Genomic DNA, 19,171 nt, shown 5'->3' with positions numbered 1-19,171 from the left:
CGTCCACGGCCATCCCCACGGCCATCCCCACGGCCATCCCGTCGCTCTCCAGAGCTTGGCGAGAATCGTGGCATCCAAGTCAAAGATGGCAATTGACCCCGCGTGTGGGTGAACGCATTCATCCCTGTGGGGGACGCCGGTCAGCCGACGTAGCGGCGGGCCCGGGAGGCGCGTTGGGTGGCGTCCAGCAGGCGCAGGCGCTGCTCGACCTCCGGGGGGACCACGCGGCGTTCGCGGAGGATCCGGGGGAGGGCGGCCGTCGCGCGCAGCACCGCCCGCGCGGAGGCGGCGTCGCGGGGGACCGAGGCCAGGAGCGACGCCGTGCGGCGGGCCGCCGCGCCCGCCGGGCGGCGCAGCCAGGTGGTCCACAGGGTGTTGCGGATGCCGTCCGCGCGGCGGCGGGTCGGGTCGCGGGCGGCGGACGGGGCGTGGTGGACGGTCAGGCGGTCGTCGAAGACCAGCCACCAGCCCGCCGCCATCAGGTCGGCGGCCAGCAGCTCCTCCTCGCCGCCCAGCCACAGGCGGGGGGAGAAGCCGCCCGCGCCGCGGAAGGCGTCGGTGCGGAGCACGGTGGCCCCGGCCAGGAAGGAGCCGAGGGCCGGGCCGGGCAGTCCCGCGGGGCGGGGGAGGGGTGAGGCGCGCAGCTCGGCGACGATGGGGTCCTCGGTGCCGCCGGGCTCGACCACGATGCGGGCGGTGACGGTGGCCACGGCCGGCTGGTCGTCCAGCAGGTCGGCGGCGCGCGACAGGCTGCCCGGCTCCCACCAGGTGTCGTCGTCGCAGAACGCCGTGTAGGGCGTGGTGACGTGACGGACGGCGAGGTTGCGGCCGATGGCGCCGAGGTTGGTGCCCGGGCGCAGTACGCGGACCTCCGGATGGCCCCGCGCGACGGCCTCGGGCGTGCCGTCGGTGCTGGCGTTGTCCGTGACGATCACGGGCGGGCGCTCGGGCAACGCCGCCAGCCGGCCGAGGGTGCGGAGCAGCTCCTCGCGGCGGTTGTGGGTGATGATCACGACCGACACCCGGCTATCCACCGCTCGCCTCCAGCAGGCGGGCGGCGCGCTCCACCGCCGCGGGCAGGGGCCGACGGTGGCGCAGCGCCCCGGGCAGGCGGGACGCCACCTCGCCGAGGGCGCGCAGCGCGGCCGGGTCCGAGGGGGCGCGGCGCGCCAGGCGCCAGGTGTCGCGCAGCGCGACGGGCAGCGGGCGGCGCAGCCAGGCGGTGAGGAGCTGGTTGCGGCGCAGCAGCGCCGCGCGGCCTGGGCGGGAGCCGGGGGCGGGGTGGTGGACGGCCGTGACCTGCGGCGCGTAGCAGGCGAGCCAGCCGGCGGCGGTGAGGTCGTAGGCGAGGAGGGTTTCCTCGGCGCCGAAGAAGAGGAGGGGGTGATAGCCGCCGGCCGCGAGGAACGCGGAGCGGCGCGCGATGGCGGCGCAGCCGAGGAAGCCGAGGACCGGCGGCCCCGGCAGGCCCGGGAGGCGGGGGAGCGGCGAGCCGGCCAGCGCGGCGTTGACGGGGTCGGGGGTCCCGTCGGGGGCCACCAGCGTCCGGGCGGCCAGGAGGCCGAGGCGCGGGTCGGCGTCCAGCAGGCCGGCGGCGCGGGCCAGCGAGCCCGGTTGCCACCAGGAGTCGTCGTCGCTGAAGGCGACGTAGCGGACGCCCAGCGCCCGGACGCCGTCGTTGCGGGCCAGGGCGCCCCGGTTGGCGGGCAGGCGCAGGAGGCCGACGCCGGGGAAGCGGTCGGCGACCATGCGGGCGGTACCGTCGGCCGAGGCGTTGTCGACGACCAGGATCGGCGGGCGTTCGGGCAGCGCCGTCAGCCGCTCCAGCGTGACGGCCAGGCGGTCGGCGCGGTCGCGGGTGGCGATGACCACCCCCACGGATCCCGCGGACCCTGCGGCAGAGGGGTCGGACACGCCGCCGCGAGTGCCCCGGGTGGGGCGGGAGGAAACGTTTGGTGCCCCGGTGCCGGGTAACCCGCATGAGATGACGGCAGCGTCGCAAGGGCGGGCCCTGGTGTCCGGCTGGTTCAGCTTCCTGGAAGGGGAGGCCACGGCCGGGGACGTGCTGGCGCTGCGGCGGGTCGAGCAGGTGCTGAGCGAGCTGGGCGTCGCATACGACGTGGCGTTCAGTCCGCGTTTCCTCCCCGGCGGGCTGACGCTCGACGAGGCCGAGCCGGGTGATTACGCGCTGTTGCTCTTCGTCTGCGGCCCGCTTCACGGCGCGCAGCTGGCCCGCCTCCACCGGCGTTTCGCGCGCTGCCGCCGCATCGCCGTGGGAACCTCGGTGATCGACCCGGCCGACCCGGCGGTCACCGGCTTCCACGCGGTGCTGGCCCGCGACGGGCCGGACGGGCGCCCGCCGGGCAGGGACCTGGCGCTGCGCGGGCCCGGCGCGGGCCGCCGCCCGGTGGTCGGGTTGCTCCTCACCCACGGACAGCGGGAGTACGGCGAACGCCGCCTGCACGAGGCGGTCGCCGAGACCGTCACGGCGTGGCTGGCACGCGCCCCCTGCGCGCCGGTGGTGCTGGAGACGCGGCTGGACGAGCGGGACGGGCGGCTGTGCCGCACCGCCGACGAGCTGCTGTCGGCGCTGTCGCGGCTGGACGCGGTCGTCACCGACCGGCTGCACGGGCTGGTGCTGGCGCTGCGGGTCGGAGTGCCGCCGATCGCGGTGGATCCGGTGCGCGGCGGCGCCAAGGTCACGGCGCAGGCGCGCGCCTGCGGCTGGCCCGCGCTGGTGCCGGGCGAGCGGGCGGACGGGCGGGTGCTCGACGACTGGCTGGCGTGGTGCCTGGCGCACGGCCGCGGGGCGGCGCGGGAGCGGCTCGCCGCGCTGGCCGGGGCGCCGGACGCGGCCGACGGGCTGCCCGCGGCACTACGCGGAGAATAGGCGAAATAGGCTGTATGTTCCTACGCTGGACCACAGGAGGTGATTGAGGATGCCAGGACGCAAGGAACTGCCCTCAACACTGGAGCGCTCGCCCGCCGAGGCGCAGCGCACCTGGATCAAGGCGCACGACTCCGCCGTGAAGCAGTACGGCGAGGGCGAGCGGGCCCACCGGGTGGCGTACGGCGCGCTCAAGCACACCTACGAGAAGGTGGGCGACCGCTGGGAGCGCAAGGAGAAGGGCCGCAAGGCGCCCTCCGACCCGCAGTCCGCGCGGCCCCGCCAGCAGGGCGGGCGCAGCGGGCAGGGCGTTGACGAGAAGGCGTCCAAGCAGCACCTGTACGCGGTCGCCAAGGAGCTGGACATCGGAGGCCGTTCGCAGATGGACAAGGGCCAGCTGCTGGAGGCCATCCGAAAGGAGAACCGCGCACGGACGCGCAAGGCCCGGAGCCGCTGACGGGCCGTTGACGCCGCAGCCTCGGGACGCCCGTCGGCTACTGACTACAGCTTGCGGGTGTCCCGGGGCTCGGCGTAGGGCTCCTCGCCCGGCGGGTGGCCCGTCTCCAGCGCCCGGGAGCGCTCCAGTTCGGCGTCGAACTCCAGGCCCAGCAGGGCGGCGATGTTGGAGATCCACAGCCAGATCAGGAAGACGATGATCGCGGCGAAGCTGCCGTAGGTCTTGTTGTAGCTGCCGAAGTTGGCCACGTAGAACCCGAACGCCGCCGAGGCCGCCAGCCAGATGAGTACGGCCAGCAGGCTGCCGGGCGTCACCCAGCGGAAGGGGTGCCGGATGTTCGGGGCGCCCCAGTAGAGCACGGCGATGACCAGGCTGACCAGGATGATCAGCACCGGCCACTTGGCCCAGTTCCAGACGGTGACGGCGGTGTCGCTCAGCCCCAGCACCTCGCCCGCCCGGCGCGCGAGGGTGCCGGTGAAGACCACGCCGACGGCGACGGCCGCCGTCAGGATCAACACGGCGGCGGTGATCGCCAGCCGGGTCGGCAGCGTCTTCCACGCCGGGCGGCCCTCGCCGATGTCGTAGACGGCGTTGGACGCCCGCATGAAGGCGGCCACGTAGCCGGAGGCGGACCACAGGGCGAGGGCGACGCCGACGACCAGCGCGATCCCGGCCTGGCTCCGCTTGCCCTTCAGCTCCTCCAGCATGGTCGTGAGGATGTCCTGGGCCGCGCCGGGAGCCAGGGTCGCGACGTTGTCGATCAGCGAGTCGATGGCGGAGCCGCCGATCAGGCCGGCGATCGACACCAGCGCCAGCAGCCCGGGGAAGACCGCCAGGACGCCGTAGTAGGTCAGCGCCGCCGCCCAGTCGGAGAGGCCGTCGGCCTTGTACTCCTTGGGCGTGCGCTTGAGCACGGCCCACCAGGAGGCCGCGGGCAGATCGGTCGGCCCCTTGGCGGGCGGCTTCGCCTCGGCCCTCGGCTCCTCGGACGTCGGCTCCTCGGAGGTCGGCTCGCCGCCGCTCGGCCCGCCGGGCGGCCGCTCCTCGGGCGGCCGCCCCTCGGCGTTCTCACTCATTCCGTCGACCCGCCCTCCTGGCCGGGGCCCTGCTGGCCGGAACCCTGCCGCCTGGTCCGCTCCCGGACCTCGCGGGCGGCCTCCTTGGCGGTCTTCTTGGCGTCCTCGCCGAGCCGCTGCGCGGACTCGCGGGCCGTCTCCTTCACCGGCCCCGCGAACTCCCCGGCCCGGTCCGCCAGCCGGCCGGCGGCCCGCTCCTCGGCCGTGGACTTCGGGATCATCGAGGCGGCCAGCATGCCGGCGCCGAACGCCACCAGCCCGGCCGCCAGCGGATTGCCCTCGGCCCGCCGCGCGACCTGCTCCGGCGCCTGCCTGGCCATCTCGCCCGCCGATTCGGCGGACTCCCGCATCGACTCGCGCGCCGACTCGGCGGCCTGCTGGGTGCGTTCCCTGGCCTGCCCGGTGCCCTCGGCGGCGCTGCCCATCACCCGCTCGCGCACCCCCGTCGCGGCGCCGCGCACGCGCCGGCCCTGGCGGCCGGCCGCCCGGCGCGGGCTGACGTGGTCGGCCAGGCGGTCCAGATCGGCGGTCAACCTGGCGCGGGTGTCCTCGATCTCGGCCCTCAGCTTCTCCGGGGATGCCGTGCCCATTGTGCGTTCTCCTTCAGCGATGTCATGGTCTGGTCGGGTGTGGCCGACACGCTCCGCATCCGGGAGCGGGCCAGCAGGAAGAGGACGGCGCCGATCAGCGCCCACGCGCCGGTGACGATCAGCCCGGCCCAGGCGGCGTCCATCACGTTGGCCAGGGCGAGGAGGGCCGTCAGCGAGCCGAAGACGATCACCAGGACGCCGGCGAACCCGGCGCCGCCGAACATGCCGGCGGCTTTGCCCGCCTTCGTCGCCTCCTGACGCACCTCGGCCTTGGCCAGCTCCACCTCCTGGCGGAAGAGGGTCTGGGCGTCCGAGGTCACCGCCGACAGCAGCTCGCCCACCGAGCCGTCGGCGTCGGAGGGTTCGTGGGCCCGCGCCTCGGCGAGCCGCTCGGCCCGCCGCTCGGTGCCCTGCCGTTCGGTCGTCGTCATCTCACTCCTCCCCTCGCTGTCCTCGCTGTCCTCGCTGCCCTTCCTGTCCTCCCTGGCCAGGGCTCGGCTCCCCCGCCCGCGCCTGGAGGCGGCCGGCCTGGGAGCTGCCCGCCCTGGCCAGCCGTCCGACGGCGAAGCCGGCCAGCGCCGCTCCGCCGAGGAACGCCGCCGGCCGCTGGCGGGCGAATCCCTGCACGTCGTCGACGACCCCGCGGGGGCCGCGATCCTCCAGGTAGTCGGCGGCACGGCGTCCGCCGTCGGCGGCGCGGGCCACGATCTCGCGCGTCGGCGAGTCGTCCGGCGCCCGCTCCGCCATACGGGCCAGGTCGTCCGCCCACTGGCGCACGGTGCCGGCGGTCCGCTGCGTCTGGCGTTCGGCCTGCTGCTGCGCCTGCCGCTGCGCCTGATCCTTGGCCTGTACGGCCCGGCCCTGGATCTCGTCCGGGACCTTCTCCTGGACTTTCTCCTGGGCCGCGCGCCCGGCCTCGGTGGCGGCCGGTGTCCGCCGCTCGGGGTTCTCGGTCATGGGATGTGTGCCCCTCTGTCGACTTCCTCTGCTCGTCTGCTCGGGCTCGCGAGGGCGAGTAGCCACCGTTAGCCGGGAGCAAAACGGCATAGCGGATGTTTGTGTCGCATGCTTCGGGAAAACCGAACAATCCGTGCACTGTGCCAGCGGAAGGACCCGCCATGCCCGACCCCCACGACCCCCATCACCCCCACGACGCGAACGCAAAGCACGAGCAACTCGAACCGCTCCGCGACCGGGCCGAGGGCACCCGCCTGACGACGAACTCCGGCACCCGCCTGCACGACACCGGCAACTCCCTCAGCGCGGGCGAGCGCGGGCCGACCCTCCTGGAGGACTTCCACTTCCGCGAGAAGCTCACCCACTTCGACCACGAACGCATTCCCGAGCGCGTCGTCCACGCCCGGGGCGCGGGCGCGTACGGGCACTTCCGCCCCTACGCCTCGCTCGCCGAGTTCACGAAGGCCGACTTCCTCCAGGCCCCCGAGCGCAGCACGCCCGTCTTCGTCCGCTTCTCCACGGTCGCGGGCTCGCGCGGCTCCGCCGACACCGTGTGCGACGTGCGCGGCTTCGCGACGAAGTTCTACACCCGCGAGGGCAACTACGACCTCGTCGGCAACAACTTCCCGGTCTTCTTCATCCAGGACGCCATCAAGTTCCCCGACTTCGTGCACGCCGTGAAGCCCGAGCCGCCCAGCGAGATCCCGCAGGCCGCCTCCGCCCACGACACCTTCTGGGACTTCGTCTCCCTCCAGCCGGAGTCGATGCACATGGTGATGTGGCTGATGTCCGACCGGGCGCTGCCGCGCAGCTACCGCATGATGCAGGGCTTCGGCGTCCACACCTTCCGCTTCGTCAACGCCCACGGGCAGGGCACGTTCGTGAAGTTCCACTGGAAGCCGCTGCTGGGCACCCACTCCCTGGTGTGGGACGAGGCCCAGGCCATCGCCGGGAAGAACCCGGACTTCACCCGCCGCGACCTGTGGGAGGCGATCGAGCGCGGCGACTGCCCGGAGTACGAGCTGGGCGTCCAACTCGTGCCGCAGGAGGACGAGTTCCGCTTCGACTTCGACCTGCTGGACCCGACGAAGATCATCCCCGAGGAGGTCGTGCCGGTCCGCCCGGTCGGGCGGATGGTGCTGGACCGCAACCCGGACAACTTCTTCGCCGAGACCGAGCAGGTCGCCTTCCACACCGCCCACATCGTGCCCGGCATCGACTTCACCAACGACCCCTCCTCCAGGGCCGCAACTTCTCCTATCTCGACACCCAGCTCATACGCCTGGGCGGCCCCAACGTCGAGCAGCTGCCCGTCAACCGTCCCGTCGCCGAGGTCCGCAACAACCAGCGCGACGCCACGGCCAGCACCGCATCCAGCCCGGCCAGGCCTCCTATGCCCCCAACTCCCTCGGCGCGGGCTGCCCCATGATGGCCGACCCCGACGCCGCGGACGGCCCGGCGTACCGGCACTTCACCGAGCGGGTGGACGGCGCGAAGATCCGCAAGCGCAGCGCGAGCTTCGCCGACCACCACAGCCAGGCCACGCTGTTCTGGAACAGCATGGCCGACTGGGAGCGGCGGCACATCGTCGCGGCGTTCCGCTTCGAGCTGGGCAAGGTCGCCAGCCACCAGGTGCGCCGCCGCACCGCCGAGCAGCTGGGCCACGTCGACCACGAGCTGGCCACCGCCGTCGCCGAGGGCATCGGCGTGCCCCGGCCCGAGGGCGCGGCCGTCAGCAACCACGGCCGCAGCTCCCCGGCGTTGAGCCTCTCGCGCAGCCGCACCGACACCATCGCCACGCGGCGCGTCGCGCTGCTGGCGGCCGACGGCGTGTCGGAGGAGGACCTCATCGCGCTGCGGGCCGCGCTCGCCGAGGGCGACGCGACCGCCGAGGTGCTGGCGCCGCGCGACGGGGAGCTGATTTGCGACACCGGCAGGCGGCTGCGGGCGGACCGGGCCCTGAACACCATGGCGTCCGTCCTCTACGACGCGGTGATGGTGCCGGGCGGCGCGGAGGGCGTGAACGCCCTGATGGCGGACGGCCTGGCGCTGCACTACGTGGCGGAGGCGTTCAAGCATGGCAAGTGCGTGGCCGCGCTCGGCAGCGGCGTCGCCCTGCTGCGCGACGTGCGCCTGGCCGGGGTGCGGCTGGCGGAGCCGGGCGACGGCGTGGTCTCCGACCGGGGCGTGGTCACCAGCGCGGAGGTCGCCATCGCCTCCACGGGCTTCGTCACGGCCCTCACCGACGCCATCGCCGCCCACCGTCACTGGGGCCGCGACAGCGACCGCGTGCCGGCCTGAGGGAAGGGAACGGAGAAGAAGGCGGAGAAAGCGGTGACGGAGCGCAGGGTTTGGGCCACTTCTTCCGGGGCACCCGGGGCGAGTGCCTCTCGCCACGGGCGAAGGCACGGCAGCGGGAGCGCGGCCTCAACCGCCCCTCGCAGGCGGGGAGTCCGGCTCCTGTTGGTTCTCGCATGTTCGCTCATGGACACCGAGAAGGGAGCTTCAGTCCCATGCCCACCTCGACCGCACAGGTCACGACGCACGGCCGGCAGCGTCGCCGGCACCGCCACCACGACAGGCCCGACACCGCCGCCGCCTTCGAGCGAGCCGCCCGGCTTCCCGACGGGCCTGAGCGGGAGGAACTGCGCCAGGAGATCATCTGTGCCTGGATGCCCATGGCCGGACGCCTGGCCCGGCAGTTCCGCAACCGGGGCGAGAGCCTTGAGGACCTGGAGCAGGTGGCGCGGCTCGGCCTGGTGAAGGCGGTCAAGCGCTACGACCCGACCAAGAGCACGGCGTTCGAGAGCTACGCGGTGCCCACCATCGTCGGCGAGGTCAAGCGGCACTTCCGCGACCACCTGTGGGGGGTGCATGTGCCCCGGCACGTCCAGGAGTTGCGCAACCGGGTGCGGACAGCCCAGCACGAGCTGTCCCACGGACTCGACGAACCCCCCACCGACATCGAGAAGCTCGCCGAGCGGAGCAGCCTGACGCCCGACGAGGTGCGTACCGGGATGTCGGCCCTGGAGTGCTTCTCCGTGCTGTCGCTCGACGCCGAGCTGACCGGCACCGGCGGTGGTGGCGGCGGCGACGGCGGCCCCTCGCTCGCGGACACCCTCGGCAACAACGAGCCCGGCTTCGAGCGGGTCGTGGAGCGCGAGTCCGTCAAGGACCGGCTGCGCGAGCTGCCCGAGCGCGAGAAGCGCATCCTGTACCTGCGCTTCTTCCAGAATATGACGCAACGTCAGATAGCCGAACGCATAGGCATCTCCCAGATGCACGTCTCCCGGCTGCTGACCCGCACCTGCTCCCACCTGCGCCAGGAGATCGAGAAGCAGGTGGAGCACCCCCCGCGCCCCGAGCGGGCCGCTGAGACCCAGCAGACGGAGCAGACGGAGCAGACGGGGCAGACCGGGCACGCCAGGCACGCCGGTCAGGCCGGGCGGGCGGAACGCGCGGAGCCCGGTCCGTGACGGTTCCCCCCCGAGACGGGCCGCTGCGCGGGGAGCCCCTGCGCAGGGAGACGCCGCGTGAGCGCGACGACCGCAACTTCCAGGAGCTGCTCCAGGAGTTGCGGGTGACGCAGACCGGCGTGCAGATCCTGTTCGCCTTCCTGCTCACCCTCGCCTTCACGCCGCGGTTCGAGTCGCTCGACACGGTGCAGCGCGGCACGTACCTGGTGACGCTGCTGCTCGCGGTGACCTCCACCGTGTTGTTCACCGCCCCGGCCGCGCTGCACCGCGCACTCTTCCGGCGCGGCGCCAAGCGGGAGATCGTCAACGCCTCCTCCCGGCTGGCGAGCCTGGGTCTCGGCGTGCTCGCCCTGGCGTTCGCCGGCTCGCTGCTGCTCGTCGTCGACGTTGTCGTGGGCCGCGCGGCCGGGATCGCCGCCGCCGGCGGCGCGCTGCTGCTGTGCGGCGGGCTGTGGGGCGTACTGCCCCGCATCCTTCGCCGCCGCATCACCCCCTGAACCCGAGGGTCGCACGAGACCGATTGGAGGACCGGCATGCTCGACGCCCCGCCCCGCCCCCATCACGCGCTCGCCGACGAGGAGCTCGCCGCACTGGACGCCCACTGGCGGGCCGCCAACTACCTGGCCGCCGGCCAGATCTACCTCATGGGCAACCCGCTGCTGGCCGAGCCGCTGCGGCCCGAGCACGTCAAGCCCCGGCTGCTGGGCCACTGGGGCACCTCGCCGGGCCTCAACCTCGTCCACACCCACCTCAACCGGGTCATCGCCGAGCGCGACCTGGACTGCCTGTGCGTGTGGGGGCCGGGCCACGGCGCCCCGGCCGTGCTGGCCAACTCCTGGCTGGAGGGCACCTACACCGAGATCTACCCCGACGTCACGCGCGACGCCGACGGCATGGACCGGCTGTTCCGGCGGTTCTCCTTCCCCGGCGGCGTCCCCAGCCACGTCGCGCCCGAGACGCCCGGCTCCATCCACGAGGGCGGCGAGCTCGGCTACAGCCTCGCCCACGCCTACGGCGCGGCGTTCGACAACCCCGGCCTGCTGGTGGCCTGCGTCGTCGGCGACGGCGAGGCCGAGACCGGGCCGCTGGCCACGGCCTGGCACTCTGCGGCGTTCCTCGACCCGGTGCGCGACGGCGCCGTGCTGCCCATCCTCCACCTCAACGGCTACAAGATCTCCAACCCCACGCTGCTGGCCCGCCTCCCCCGGCAGGACCTCGACGACCTGCTGCGCGGCCACGGCCACCAGCCCATCCACGTCACCGGCCGCGACCCCATGGCGATGCACCGCGCCATGGCGGAGGCCCTGGACACCGCGCTCGACACGATCGCGGGCATCCGCCGCGCCCGCGCCGAGGGCGTCAACGGCAAACGCCCCCGCTGGCCGGTGATCGTGCTGCGCACCCCCAAGGGCTGGACCGGCCCGCGCGAGGTCGACGGCCTGCCGGTCGAGGACACCTGGCGCTCCCACCAGATCCCCATCCCCAACGCCCGCACCAACGCCGAGCACCTGCGCCTGCTGGAGGCGTGGCTGCGCTCCTACCGGCCCGAGGAACTCTTCGACGCCGCCGGCCGCCCCCGCCCCCGGGTGCTGGCCCACGTCCCGCCCGGGGCCAGGCGCCTGGGCGCCAGCCCGCACGCCAACGGCGGCCTGCGGCTGCGCGAGCTGCCGCTGCCGCCGCTGGAGCGCTACGCCGTGCCCGTGAACGCCGACACCCGCGGCGCCGCGCGGCACGAGCCCACCGCCGTCCTCGGGCACCTGCTGGCGAAGGTGATGGCCGACACCGCCGAACGCCGCGACTTCCGCGTCGTCGGCCCCGACGAGACCGAGTCCAACCGCCTCCACGCCATCTACGCCGCCACGGACAAGGCGTGGGAGGCGAAGCTGCTGCCGACGGACGAGCACCTGGCGCGCGGCGGCCGGGTGATGGAGATCCTCTCCGAACACACCTGCCAGGGCTGGCTGGAGGGCTACCTCCTCACCGGCCGTCACGGGCTGTTCTCCTGCTACGAGGCGTTCGTCCACATCGTCAGCTCCATGGCCAACCAGCACATCAAGTGGCTGCACACCGCCCGCCGCCTGCCCTGGCGCGCGCCGGTCGCCTCGCTGAACTACTTGCTGACCTCGCACGTGTGGCGCCAGGACCACAACGGCTTCTCCCACCAGGACCCCGGGTTCGTCGACCACGTCCTGAACAAGTCGCCCGAGGTCGTCCGCGTCTACCTGCCGCCCGACACCAACACGCTGCTGGCCGTCACCGATCACGTGCTGCGCACCCGCGACCTGGTGAACGTCGTGGTCGCGGGCAAGCACCCCTGCTTCGACTGGCTGGACATCGACGAGGCGCGGGCGCACTGCGCGCGCGGCGCCGGGATCTGGCGGTGGGCGGGCACGGAGGACGGCAGCCGCGAGCCCGATGTGGTGCTGGCGTGCGCCGGGGACGTGCCGACGCAGGAGGCGCTGGCGGCGGCGGGTCTGCTGCGGCGGCACCTGCCGGAGCTGGCGGTCAGGGTCGTGAACGTCGTCGACCTCGCGCGGCTGCTGCCGCGCGGGGAGCACCCGCACGGGATGACCGACCGCGACTTCGACTCCCTCTTCACCCGGGACCGGCCGGTGATCTTCGCCTACCACGGCTACCCGTGGCTCCTCCACCGGCTCGCCTACCGGCGGGCGGTCCATCCGCACCTGCACGTGCGGGGCTACAAGGAGCAGGGCACCACCACCACGCCGTTCGACATGGTCGTCCGCAACGACCTCGACCGCTACCGCCTGGTGATGGACGTCATCGACCGCGTGCCGGGACTGGCGGTGCCGGCCGCGCCGCTGCGTCAGGCGATGGCGGACGTGCGGCAGCGGCATCGGACGTGGATCCGCGAGCACGGGACGGATCTCCCGGAGGTGGCGGAGTGGACCTGGCTGGGCTGAGGGGCGCCTGCCCCGCCGCGTCAACCTCCTGGGCGCAGTCCCTCGACCCGGATGCGTGAGGCGACCGAGGTCGAGCGAGCGCACCCGGGCGCAGAAGGTGTGCGAGTCAGAGCGCCCGCGAGCCCACGAGGAGGCACTCAACCCCCGTGACGCTGGCGCGCGGTGGTGTTCATCCGCATGCTGCGCGAGCTGAGCCTATGGTCGGATGAGCCTGAATGATCACGGGCCTTCCCCCGTGAAGGTGGACATGGGTTCGCCGTGTCGTGCGGCCAGCGTTAGCTTGGTTGATCTCTGGTGGTGCTGGTGTTCGTAGGCGAGGGGGCTGGGCTGCCCGTTCGCTGAGTGTCGTCGTCGGGTGTTGTAGCGGGCCAGCCACCGGAAGATGGTGCGGCACGTCAGATGTACGGTCTACGCCATGGACACCGGGGAGCTTGAAGTCGAGGGCCGGTCAATTATCGACGGCAACCGTTTCATGACGCTGGCGACCGCGAACACGGACGGCGAGCCCTGGGCGTCGCCAGTCTTCTATGTGGCCGACGGGTACTCGACGTTCTACTGGATCTCCTCACCCGAGGCGACGCAGGTCCGCAACATCGCGGTGCGGCCCCGGATCGGCATCGTGGTGTTCAACTCGCAGCAGGAGCCGGGCTCGGACGAAGCGGTGTACATGGCCGCCACAGCGTGCGAGCTGACCGGAGCCGAACTGGACCAGGGCCTGGAGATCTACCTGGGCGCGGCGCCGTTCAGCCAGGGACCGGAGGCTTTCCGGCCTCCCGGCCGATACCGGGCGTACCGGGCAACGGTGACCGAGCACTTCATGCTCTGTCCGCAAGCGTCCAGTCAGCCGTGCCCCGTGCACGGCCGCACATCCGACCACCGCGTGGCAGTGCCCCTCTAACACAGCCGTTCAACCAGCGCCGCGATCAGCTGGGAGTGGGTCGTGGCGTCCCTTCGACGCCGGGGAGTCTTCCCTCGTGAAGGTGGACATGCGTTCGTTGTGTCGTGCGGCCAGTGTCAGCTTGGTTGATCTCTGGTGGTGCTGGTGTTCGTAGGCGAGGGGGCTGAGCTGCCCGTTCGCTGAGTGTCGTCGTCGGGTGTTGTAGCGGGTCAGCCTCCGGAAGACGGTGCGGCGGCAGGTGGCGGCGTCGACGTTGTAGCGGGTGCCGCGCAGGGTCTCGCGCTTGAGCGAGGCGTGGAAGCTTTCGCAGGCGGCGTTGCCGGCGGAGGTGCCCACGGCCCCGCGGGAGCGGGTCACGCCCAGCTCGTGGCACAGCTCGGCGAAGTCCTTCGAGCAGTACTGGGCCCCGTTGTCGGTGTGGAAGATCGCGCCGGTAAGGCCGCCGTGCACCCGTGGCGGTCTACCAGCGACGGTGGTCGCGCCGTTACGGCCAGCTCTGACGAGGGGGAGCGACATGGCAGGCCAGCATGGTGACGAAAGCGGCGGCAAGGGAGAGGATGGGCTGCCTGGCCAGCCGTGGCAGCCGCAGGCCCCGGGACCGGACAGCCCCTCACCCCCTGGAGATGGGGATCACCGTAAGGACGACAAGAAGTGACGGTTCCCGTCACCGCGACACCTGAGTGGGAGGCCGCGTTTCGTGGCCTCCCCCGTTCGCTGTTCCTGCCCGACCTGATCTGGCCGCACGATGTGCGCTCGGGTGTCTCGACCCCCGTGCACCGCGGAGACGACCCGGCGGCGTGGCAGCAGGCGGCGGAGTCGGACGCCCCGATCGTCACCCAGTGGGACGACGGGCGGCACACCGGCCGGGAGCCGGGCCGTATGGCCACCAGCTCCGGGTCAGCGCCCTCGCTGGTCGCCTCCATGCTCGCCGCGCTGGACGTCGAGCCGGGGAAGCGCGTGCTGGAGATCGGCACGGGCACCGGGTGGAACGCCGCGCTCCTCGCACACCGCCTCGGGGACGAGGCCGTGGTGACGGTGGAGGTGGACCCCTATGTCGCCGAGCAGGCGCGGACAGCGCTGAAGCGGGCCGGGCGCAGCCCAAGGGTCGTGACGGCGGATGGCGCCGGTGGCTGGCCCGAGGGCGCGCCGTATGACCGGATCATCGCCACGTGCGGGCTGCGCCGCATCCCCGTCGCGTGGCTGAAGCAGGCGCAGCTCGGCGGCGTCATCCTGGCCCCGTGGGGCACGAACTTCACGACCCGGGATGCCGTGGCACGGCTGGACGTTCATGGCGACGGCACCGCCTCCGGCTCGTTCATGCAGTTCGTCGAGTTCATGAAGCTGCGCTCGCAACGCTTCCAGACCCCACCTACCCCCCGGGCCTCCCGGTGGAGGACACCACGACAACGGAGTGGCCCTCCTGCGGCGATGGTGGCGACTGGCACCCGTTCCCCTTCCTGGCCGGGCTGCGGATGCGGCAGGCGTCCCACGCCCTTCAGGAGCACGACGACGGCCACACGCAGTGGCTCTACAGCCTGTCCGACGACTCATGGACGGCCGCTGTGCGGCGGGAGCGCACGGGCCCCGACATCGTGGTGCGGCGCGTCGGCCATCGGCGCCTGTGGGACGAGTACATGGCCGCCCACGCCTGGTGGCGCGCTCACGGAGAGCCCGGCGTGGACCGGTTCGGCCTGACCGTCACCCCGGAGGGCGAGCAGGTGTGGCTCGACCACCCGGGGCAGCCGGTCGGCGCCTGATGCAGGGTCTCGCGGCTGATGTCGTCATCTCACGGGCCGTGTCGTACCGATGTCGTACACGACATCACCGTGAGACTGGCGCGTGGGTGCTGCTGCTCAGTGCCTCGTCTCGTACCTGGTGAGGACCACGCCGCCGGGAAACGTCCGTGTCTCCACCAGGTTCAGGTTCACCCAGCTGTCCAGCGCGGTGAAGAACGGTGTGCCGCTACCCACCAGGACCGGATGGGTGACGATCGTGTACTCGTCGATCAGCCCCGCCCGCATCGCCGCCCCGGCGAGCGCTGCGCCACCGACCCTCATCGGCCCACCGTCCTCGGCCTTGAGCCGAGTGATCTCCGCGACCGCGTCGCCGGTGACCAGGCGAGTGTTCCAGTCGACCTTGTCGAGCGTCGAGGAGAACACCACCTTCGGCGTGTCCCGCCAGTTCCGCGCGAACTCGATCTGCGCTGGGGTGGCGCCCGGCTGCTGGTCGCCGGTCGGCCAGTAGGCGCTCATGGTCTCCCACAGCTTGCGCCCATACAGCAACAGGCTGATCGCCCGCTCCTCGTCGAGCCACCACTGGAACAGCTCGTCGCTCGGCCCGCTCCAGCTGAGGTCGTCGCCGGGCGCGGCGATATAGCCGTCCAGGGACAGGTTCATGCCGTAGATCAGTTTCCGCATGGCTCAGCCTTCCGTCCGTGGGTGTCCGGCGTGTAGACCAGCGCGGCGCGGGAAACTCATCGGTGCGCGATCTGGGCTCGCCGGTAGCCCTCGTGCTCGGGGCTCGGCGTGGCGTACTCGGCCGACTCGGACCAGCCGCCTGATCTCGCCCTCGCCCTCGCGAGGAAAGGCCACGGAGTTGAGACTGATCATGGGTGACAAGGCCGTGAGACAGCCAAGAACGCCCAGGTCACGCAAGATCGACATGTCACGAGCGGCGAGACCCTGCATCCTGACGAACTCCTGCGCGGCGGGCGCTCCCGGGCGCGTGCGGCGGTACGGTCGGGTCACCCCCACCGGCCCTCGTCCGCGCCAACCCCTCCCTCTTGCGGGCGGGGGCCGTCGGCTCGGATGGAGCTAGTCGCGTCGCGCTGCTCCATCAGGCCAGATGACATCCACCGGCAGACCGGCCTCGCGAGCCTCGATAACGACGTCGGCCGTACCGCCCCGAGGCAGGGGACGGATCTCCCCGAGGTGGCCGACTGGGCCTGGCCCGCCCGAGGGCGTGCGGCGTCCTCGGCCGCCCGTTGCTCGACCGTCGAGCAGCGGCAGGGGTCACGGCCGGGCCGATGCGATGAGCGTGCCGACGTTCCGAGGGTCGGGAGCGGGCTCGGTCCACACGCGAACGTCCCGGAATCCGTGACGGTTCAGGATCTCCGTCCAGCCTGCCGGCTCGAATGCCCATCGGTACACCCACACCGCCCGTCCGGCGAAGCCGTTGCCGTACATCCCCTGGCGGCCGTAGCTGCCTGGGACCGCGGCTGCGTGGGAGAACACCAGCCGGCCGCCGGGCGTCAGCCTGTCATGGACGAGGGGCAGGAGAACGTCGGGGTCGGTGAACCAGGCAGCCCCCCAGATGGAGTAGACGGCCTGCCACCGCTGCGGGCGGGACGCGAGCCAGTCCACGGTGTCCGCCTGGACGAAGCGCGCGTTCGGTAGGTGGCCCCACCGCTCGCGGGCGCGGGCGCACTGTTCGCCCGAGAGGTCGATCCCGGTCGCCTCGATGCCCTTGGATGCGAGCGCCGCGACCGCCGCGCCGGTGCCGCTGCCGAGTTCCAGCGCCGTGCTGGGATCGCCGAGCAGTTCCTCGCCGGGGCCGTGCCCGTCGTACTGCGTCCAGCCGAACGCCCGCTTGAGCGCGTCCTGCGCAGGCTGCAGGGTGACGCCGCAGGCGTAGTGGTCCCAGTATTCGGCCTCGTTCTCGATGATGTGCACGGCAACCCCGGTGAGTGGCGTGGGACGAGTGGCGCGCCACGCTACCGAGACTCACGGGTGATCGCTGCCGTTCTCGCGATTCCCCCCTCAGGTGCGCAAGGGGAACGGCCGTGCGGGGGTCCCACACGGCCGTTCAGTAGGGCCGATTCAGTGGCAGTTGCTGCCCGGGTGACACGGGGTGCACTTGGCGAAATCGTGCTCCCACAGGGACCAATCCACGGGGAAACCGTTCTCGGCGATCACCGTTGCAGTGCGTTCTACGGACCCGTCGTACTTGAATCCGATCTCGGGCACGTGCTCCAGGAACTTGCCACGGAAATGCATGTGGCAGAACTCCCGGTAGTTCACGGTGTCGAGAATGAACGCGTGGACGGCCATATCCACGAGGCGGCCACAGCCGATCTCCAGGCCCTGGCCCCACTTCTCCATGGCGGTGATCAGGTAGGTGACGGCCTGCCCGAACAGCCGCTCGGCCATCACGGTGTCGAACGGGTGGTCCCGGGTGAGCAGCTTGATCTGCCGCTCCCACACATCGGGGGTCACATACTCCCGGGGGTCCCGCCAGGGCGTTACCTCCCTGGGGGCGTGGATCTCTGGTGCTGTCGCCATGATGTCTCCCTTCAGGCCGGGGATGGGTGCCCTCCCATGGCACCGCCGATCCGGGATGGAGAGAAGCGCCAAGGGGGCGCACGCACACGCTATGCCGACTACGCACACCGTGTGCCAGTACGCCTTTCACGACCTACCAAAAGCGCTAGCGCCCTGTATACCGTCGAAAGGTTCCGCATGTGAGGAGGGGTCACAGTGCGATGCCACACTGATGACGTGGGAACCGTTTTACGGCTGGCGCGCCTCGCCGCTCGCCTGACGCAGGCCGAGGTGGGCGCCCACGTTGGCTATTCCGCCTCCGCGATAAGCCGACTGGAGACCGGGGCGCGTGCTCCGGATTGGCGAACAGTTCGGCGCCTCATGCACGTATTGGGTATCCCGCCTGACGCGCTCGGGATCGAATGGGTGGGTTCTGGCCACGGTCAGCCGCGCGGTGGAGGACTCGCCACTAGAGTGCCGGGGCATACGCCCGACGAGGCCACGGAGGACGCTGCTATGCGACGCAGGCACCTACTGACGCTGACCGGACAGGCAGCCACCGGACTCGCCCTCGCGCCCATGGCGGGCGCGGACCGAGGACTCCTCACGGAGTCGGACACCAGCCGGCTGGGCGACGCCCTCGTTCACGGGCTGCCAGTTGCCCGCGGCGACGTGGACCGTCCCACGCTGGGCCGGGCCGTGGCCGCCGCTCGCAGCGAGCTTGCCGCCGGGCGGTACTCCGAACTGGTGGACACGTTGCCCCATCGGCTCGCGCTCGCGGACCCCATCGGGGGGAAGGCCTCTCATCGGGCCCTCGCGGTGCTCTACGGCGTCGCCGCCCGCACAACCACCAAGCTCGGCGAGGACACGCTCGTGATGGTCACGGCCGACCGGGCACTGACGCACGCCCGTCAGGCAGGGGACGCCCTGACCATCGCCGACGCCCAGCGAATGGCTGCGCTGGCGTACCGCCGCAACGGGCAGCCGGGGCGGGCGCTGTCCATCGCCGTCCGGGCCGCCGACGAACTAGAGGCGACTCGCGGCGCCCCTGCTCAGCCACGCCTGTCAGCCCTGGAATCCTCTACGCGACCGCGGCCTACACCGCGGCCAAGGCCGGAGACGCGCAGGCGGCGCAGGAGCTGATGGCAGCGGCCCGCTCCCACGCCGCACAGGTCCGGGACCAGGATGGGTTCACCACGCGCCACGCCGCGCTGTACGAGGTGTCAGTGCATCAGCGGCTCGGCGATCCGGCCGCCGCCGTTGGCGCCGCGCGGGGGATCGATACCAAGGGGCTGGGCGGCGAGCGGACCGCGCGCCTGTACATCGACGTGGCTCGGTCGTATGCCGACTGGGGTCGTCCCCGGCAGTGCTACGCGGCGCTGCTCGCGGCGGAGCAGGCCGCGCCGCAGGAGGTGCAGCGCGGTGTTGTTCGTGAGCTCAAGCGGGACCTAGTCGGCCACCGCATCGCGGGAGTGACGGAGTTCGCCCGGCGTACAAGAGCCATCTAGTTCGACCTGACCTTCACTCCGGAGGGGGAGCAGGTGTGGCTCGACGACCCGGGGCAGCCGGTCGGCACCTGACGCACTCCTGCGCGGCGGGCGCTCGCGGGCATGTTCGGCGGTACGGTCGGGTCACCCCCACCGGCCC

General features: G+C 72.4%; 18 protein-coding genes and 5 pseudogenes. 12 read left to right on the top strand and 11 right to left on the bottom strand.

Annotation, left to right across the window (positions count from 1 at the left end; all coding sequences use genetic code 11):
• Positions 1 to 140: 140 nt before the first annotated feature.
• Both ACTWQH_RS19925 and ACTWQH_RS19920 read right to left on the bottom strand, forming a co-directional pair.
• Entirely contained in the window at positions 141 to 1,022 is an 882-nt protein-coding gene (locus ACTWQH_RS19925) for a glycosyltransferase family 2 protein (RefSeq protein ID WP_443287984.1), read from the bottom strand.
• A 4-nt stretch (positions 1,023 to 1,026) separates the two neighbouring features.
• The gene (locus tag ACTWQH_RS19920) at positions 1,027 to 1,878 is read right to left on the bottom strand and encodes a glycosyltransferase family 2 protein (RefSeq protein WP_443287983.1); all 852 of its coding nucleotides are present in this window, start codon (positions 1,876 to 1,878) and stop codon (positions 1,027 to 1,029) included.
• Positions 1,879 to 1,984: 106 nt separating this feature from the next.
• Here ACTWQH_RS19920 and ACTWQH_RS19915 point away from each other — a divergent pair, with 106 nt between their 5' ends.
• Together ACTWQH_RS19915 and ACTWQH_RS19910 are read left to right on the top strand one after the other, a co-directional pair.
• Complete coding sequence (locus tag ACTWQH_RS19915) at positions 1,985 to 2,890, top strand: polysaccharide pyruvyl transferase family protein (protein WP_443287982.1); 906 nt, start codon at positions 1,985 to 1,987, stop codon at positions 2,888 to 2,890.
• Positions 2,891 to 2,939: 49 nt separating this feature from the next.
• Positions 2,940 to 3,344 (top strand): ChaB family protein, encoded by a 405-nt coding sequence (locus ACTWQH_RS19910; protein ID WP_443287981.1) that lies wholly within the window; start codon positions 2,940 to 2,942, stop codon positions 3,342 to 3,344.
• A 44-nt stretch (positions 3,345 to 3,388) separates the two neighbouring features.
• Here the strand turns inward: ACTWQH_RS19910 and ACTWQH_RS19905 are convergent, their stop codons facing one another.
• From ACTWQH_RS19905 to ACTWQH_RS19890, 4 genes are read right to left on the bottom strand one after another with little or no spacing between them, the layout of a single operon-like run.
• Positions 3,389 to 4,420: a YihY/virulence factor BrkB family protein gene (locus ACTWQH_RS19905; protein WP_443287980.1), complete on the bottom strand. Its 1,032-nt coding sequence runs from the start codon at positions 4,418 to 4,420 to the stop codon at positions 3,389 to 3,391.
• Complete coding sequence (locus ACTWQH_RS19900; protein ID WP_443287979.1) at positions 4,417 to 5,010, bottom strand: DUF3618 domain-containing protein; 594 nt, start codon at positions 5,008 to 5,010, stop codon at positions 4,417 to 4,419. The genes ACTWQH_RS19905 and ACTWQH_RS19900 overlap by 4 nt, the downstream gene beginning before the upstream one ends.
• Positions 4,983 to 5,441, bottom strand: coding sequence for a phage holin family protein (locus ACTWQH_RS19895; RefSeq protein WP_443287978.1), 459 nt, complete (start codon positions 5,439 to 5,441; stop codon positions 4,983 to 4,985). The genes ACTWQH_RS19900 and ACTWQH_RS19895 overlap by 28 nt, the downstream gene beginning before the upstream one ends.
• Position 5,442: 1 nt before the next feature.
• Complete coding sequence (locus ACTWQH_RS19890; protein WP_443287977.1) at positions 5,443 to 5,967, bottom strand: hypothetical protein; 525 nt, start codon at positions 5,965 to 5,967, stop codon at positions 5,443 to 5,445.
• Positions 5,968 to 6,128: 161 nt separating this feature from the next.
• On the opposite strand from ACTWQH_RS19890, the pseudogene ACTWQH_RS19885 reads away from it, so the two are divergent.
• The 4 genes and pseudogenes from ACTWQH_RS19885 (at position 6,129) to ACTWQH_RS19870 (ending at position 12,367) form a co-directional block, all read left to right on the top strand.
• Positions 6,129 to 8,268, top strand: a pseudogene (locus tag ACTWQH_RS19885) (catalase).
• Positions 8,269 to 8,480: 212 nt separating this feature from the next.
• The gene (locus ACTWQH_RS19880; RefSeq protein WP_443287976.1) at positions 8,481 to 9,443 is read left to right on the top strand and encodes a SigB/SigF/SigG family RNA polymerase sigma factor; all 963 of its coding nucleotides are present in this window, start codon (positions 8,481 to 8,483) and stop codon (positions 9,441 to 9,443) included.
• The gene (locus tag ACTWQH_RS19875) at positions 9,440 to 9,940 is read left to right on the top strand and encodes a DUF6328 family protein (RefSeq protein WP_443287975.1); all 501 of its coding nucleotides are present in this window, start codon (positions 9,440 to 9,442) and stop codon (positions 9,938 to 9,940) included. Before ACTWQH_RS19880 ends, ACTWQH_RS19875 begins: the two co-directional genes overlap by 4 nt.
• 36 nt (positions 9,941 to 9,976) lie before the next feature.
• Positions 9,977 to 12,367: a phosphoketolase family protein gene (locus ACTWQH_RS19870; protein ID WP_443287974.1), complete on the top strand. Its 2,391-nt coding sequence runs from the start codon at positions 9,977 to 9,979 to the stop codon at positions 12,365 to 12,367.
• A gap of 219 nt (positions 12,368 to 12,586) precedes the next feature.
• Here ACTWQH_RS19870 and ACTWQH_RS19865 read toward each other — a convergent pair.
• Positions 12,587 to 12,766, bottom strand: a pseudogene (locus ACTWQH_RS19865) (hypothetical protein); the annotation flags it as partial.
• Positions 12,767 to 12,782: 16 nt separating this feature from the next.
• Here ACTWQH_RS19865 and ACTWQH_RS19860 point away from each other — a divergent pair.
• Positions 12,783 to 13,265 carry a pyridoxamine 5'-phosphate oxidase family protein gene (locus tag ACTWQH_RS19860; RefSeq protein WP_443287973.1) on the top strand — a complete coding sequence of 161 codons (483 nt, stop codon included), beginning with the start codon at positions 12,783 to 12,785 and terminating at the stop codon, positions 13,263 to 13,265.
• Positions 13,266 to 13,370: 105 nt separating this feature from the next.
• On the opposite strand, the pseudogene ACTWQH_RS19855 reads toward ACTWQH_RS19860, so the two are convergent.
• Positions 13,371 to 13,706 (bottom strand): annotated as a pseudogene (locus ACTWQH_RS19855) (transposase); the annotation flags it as partial.
• A 438-nt stretch (positions 13,707 to 14,144) separates the two neighbouring features.
• On the opposite strand from ACTWQH_RS19855, the pseudogene ACTWQH_RS19850 reads away from it, so the two are divergent.
• Both ACTWQH_RS19850 and ACTWQH_RS19845 read left to right on the top strand, forming a co-directional pair.
• Positions 14,145 to 14,555 (top strand): annotated as a pseudogene (locus ACTWQH_RS19850) (methyltransferase domain-containing protein); the annotation flags it as partial.
• Between the two features lie 98 nt (positions 14,556 to 14,653).
• Positions 14,654 to 15,022 (top strand): hypothetical protein, encoded by a 369-nt coding sequence (locus ACTWQH_RS19845; RefSeq protein ID WP_443287995.1) that lies wholly within the window; start codon positions 14,654 to 14,656, stop codon positions 15,020 to 15,022.
• 96 nt (positions 15,023 to 15,118) lie between these two features.
• On the opposite strand, the gene ACTWQH_RS19840 is transcribed toward ACTWQH_RS19845, so the two are convergent.
• The 3 genes from ACTWQH_RS19840 to ACTWQH_RS19830 all read right to left on the bottom strand — a co-directional run bounded on the left by ACTWQH_RS19840 (position 15,119) and on the right by ACTWQH_RS19830 (position 17,545).
• Entirely contained in the window at positions 15,119 to 15,682 is a 564-nt protein-coding gene (locus ACTWQH_RS19840) for a dihydrofolate reductase family protein (RefSeq protein ID WP_443287972.1), read from the bottom strand.
• 594 nt (positions 15,683 to 16,276) lie between these two features.
• Positions 16,277 to 16,936, bottom strand: coding sequence for a class I SAM-dependent methyltransferase (locus ACTWQH_RS19835; RefSeq protein WP_443287971.1), 660 nt, complete (start codon positions 16,934 to 16,936; stop codon positions 16,277 to 16,279).
• A 147-nt stretch (positions 16,937 to 17,083) separates the two neighbouring features.
• Entirely contained in the window at positions 17,084 to 17,545 is a 462-nt protein-coding gene (locus tag ACTWQH_RS19830; protein ID WP_443287970.1) for a hypothetical protein, read from the bottom strand.
• Positions 17,546 to 17,740: 195 nt separating this feature from the next.
• Between ACTWQH_RS19830 and ACTWQH_RS19825 the strand changes: the two are divergent.
• From ACTWQH_RS19825 to ACTWQH_RS19815, 3 genes and pseudogenes are all read left to right on the top strand, one after another.
• Positions 17,741 to 17,926: pseudogene (locus ACTWQH_RS19825) on the top strand (helix-turn-helix domain-containing protein); the annotation flags it as partial.
• Between the two features lie 114 nt (positions 17,927 to 18,040).
• Positions 18,041 to 18,667 carry a hypothetical protein gene (locus ACTWQH_RS19820; RefSeq protein WP_443287994.1) on the top strand — a complete coding sequence of 209 codons (627 nt, stop codon included), beginning with the start codon at positions 18,041 to 18,043 and terminating at the stop codon, positions 18,665 to 18,667.
• Entirely contained in the window at positions 18,667 to 19,032 is a 366-nt protein-coding gene (locus ACTWQH_RS19815) for a hypothetical protein (RefSeq protein WP_443287969.1), read from the top strand. Before ACTWQH_RS19820 ends, ACTWQH_RS19815 begins: the two co-directional genes overlap by 1 nt.
• Positions 19,033 to 19,171: the final 139 nt, after the last annotated feature.

The sequence above is a fragment of the Streptomyces sp. 6N223 genome (assembly GCF_052246635.1).
Classification (GTDB): domain Bacteria; phylum Actinomycetota; class Actinomycetes; order Streptomycetales; family Streptomycetaceae; genus Streptomyces.
This window is presented reverse-complemented; position numbering and strand designations above follow the sequence as displayed.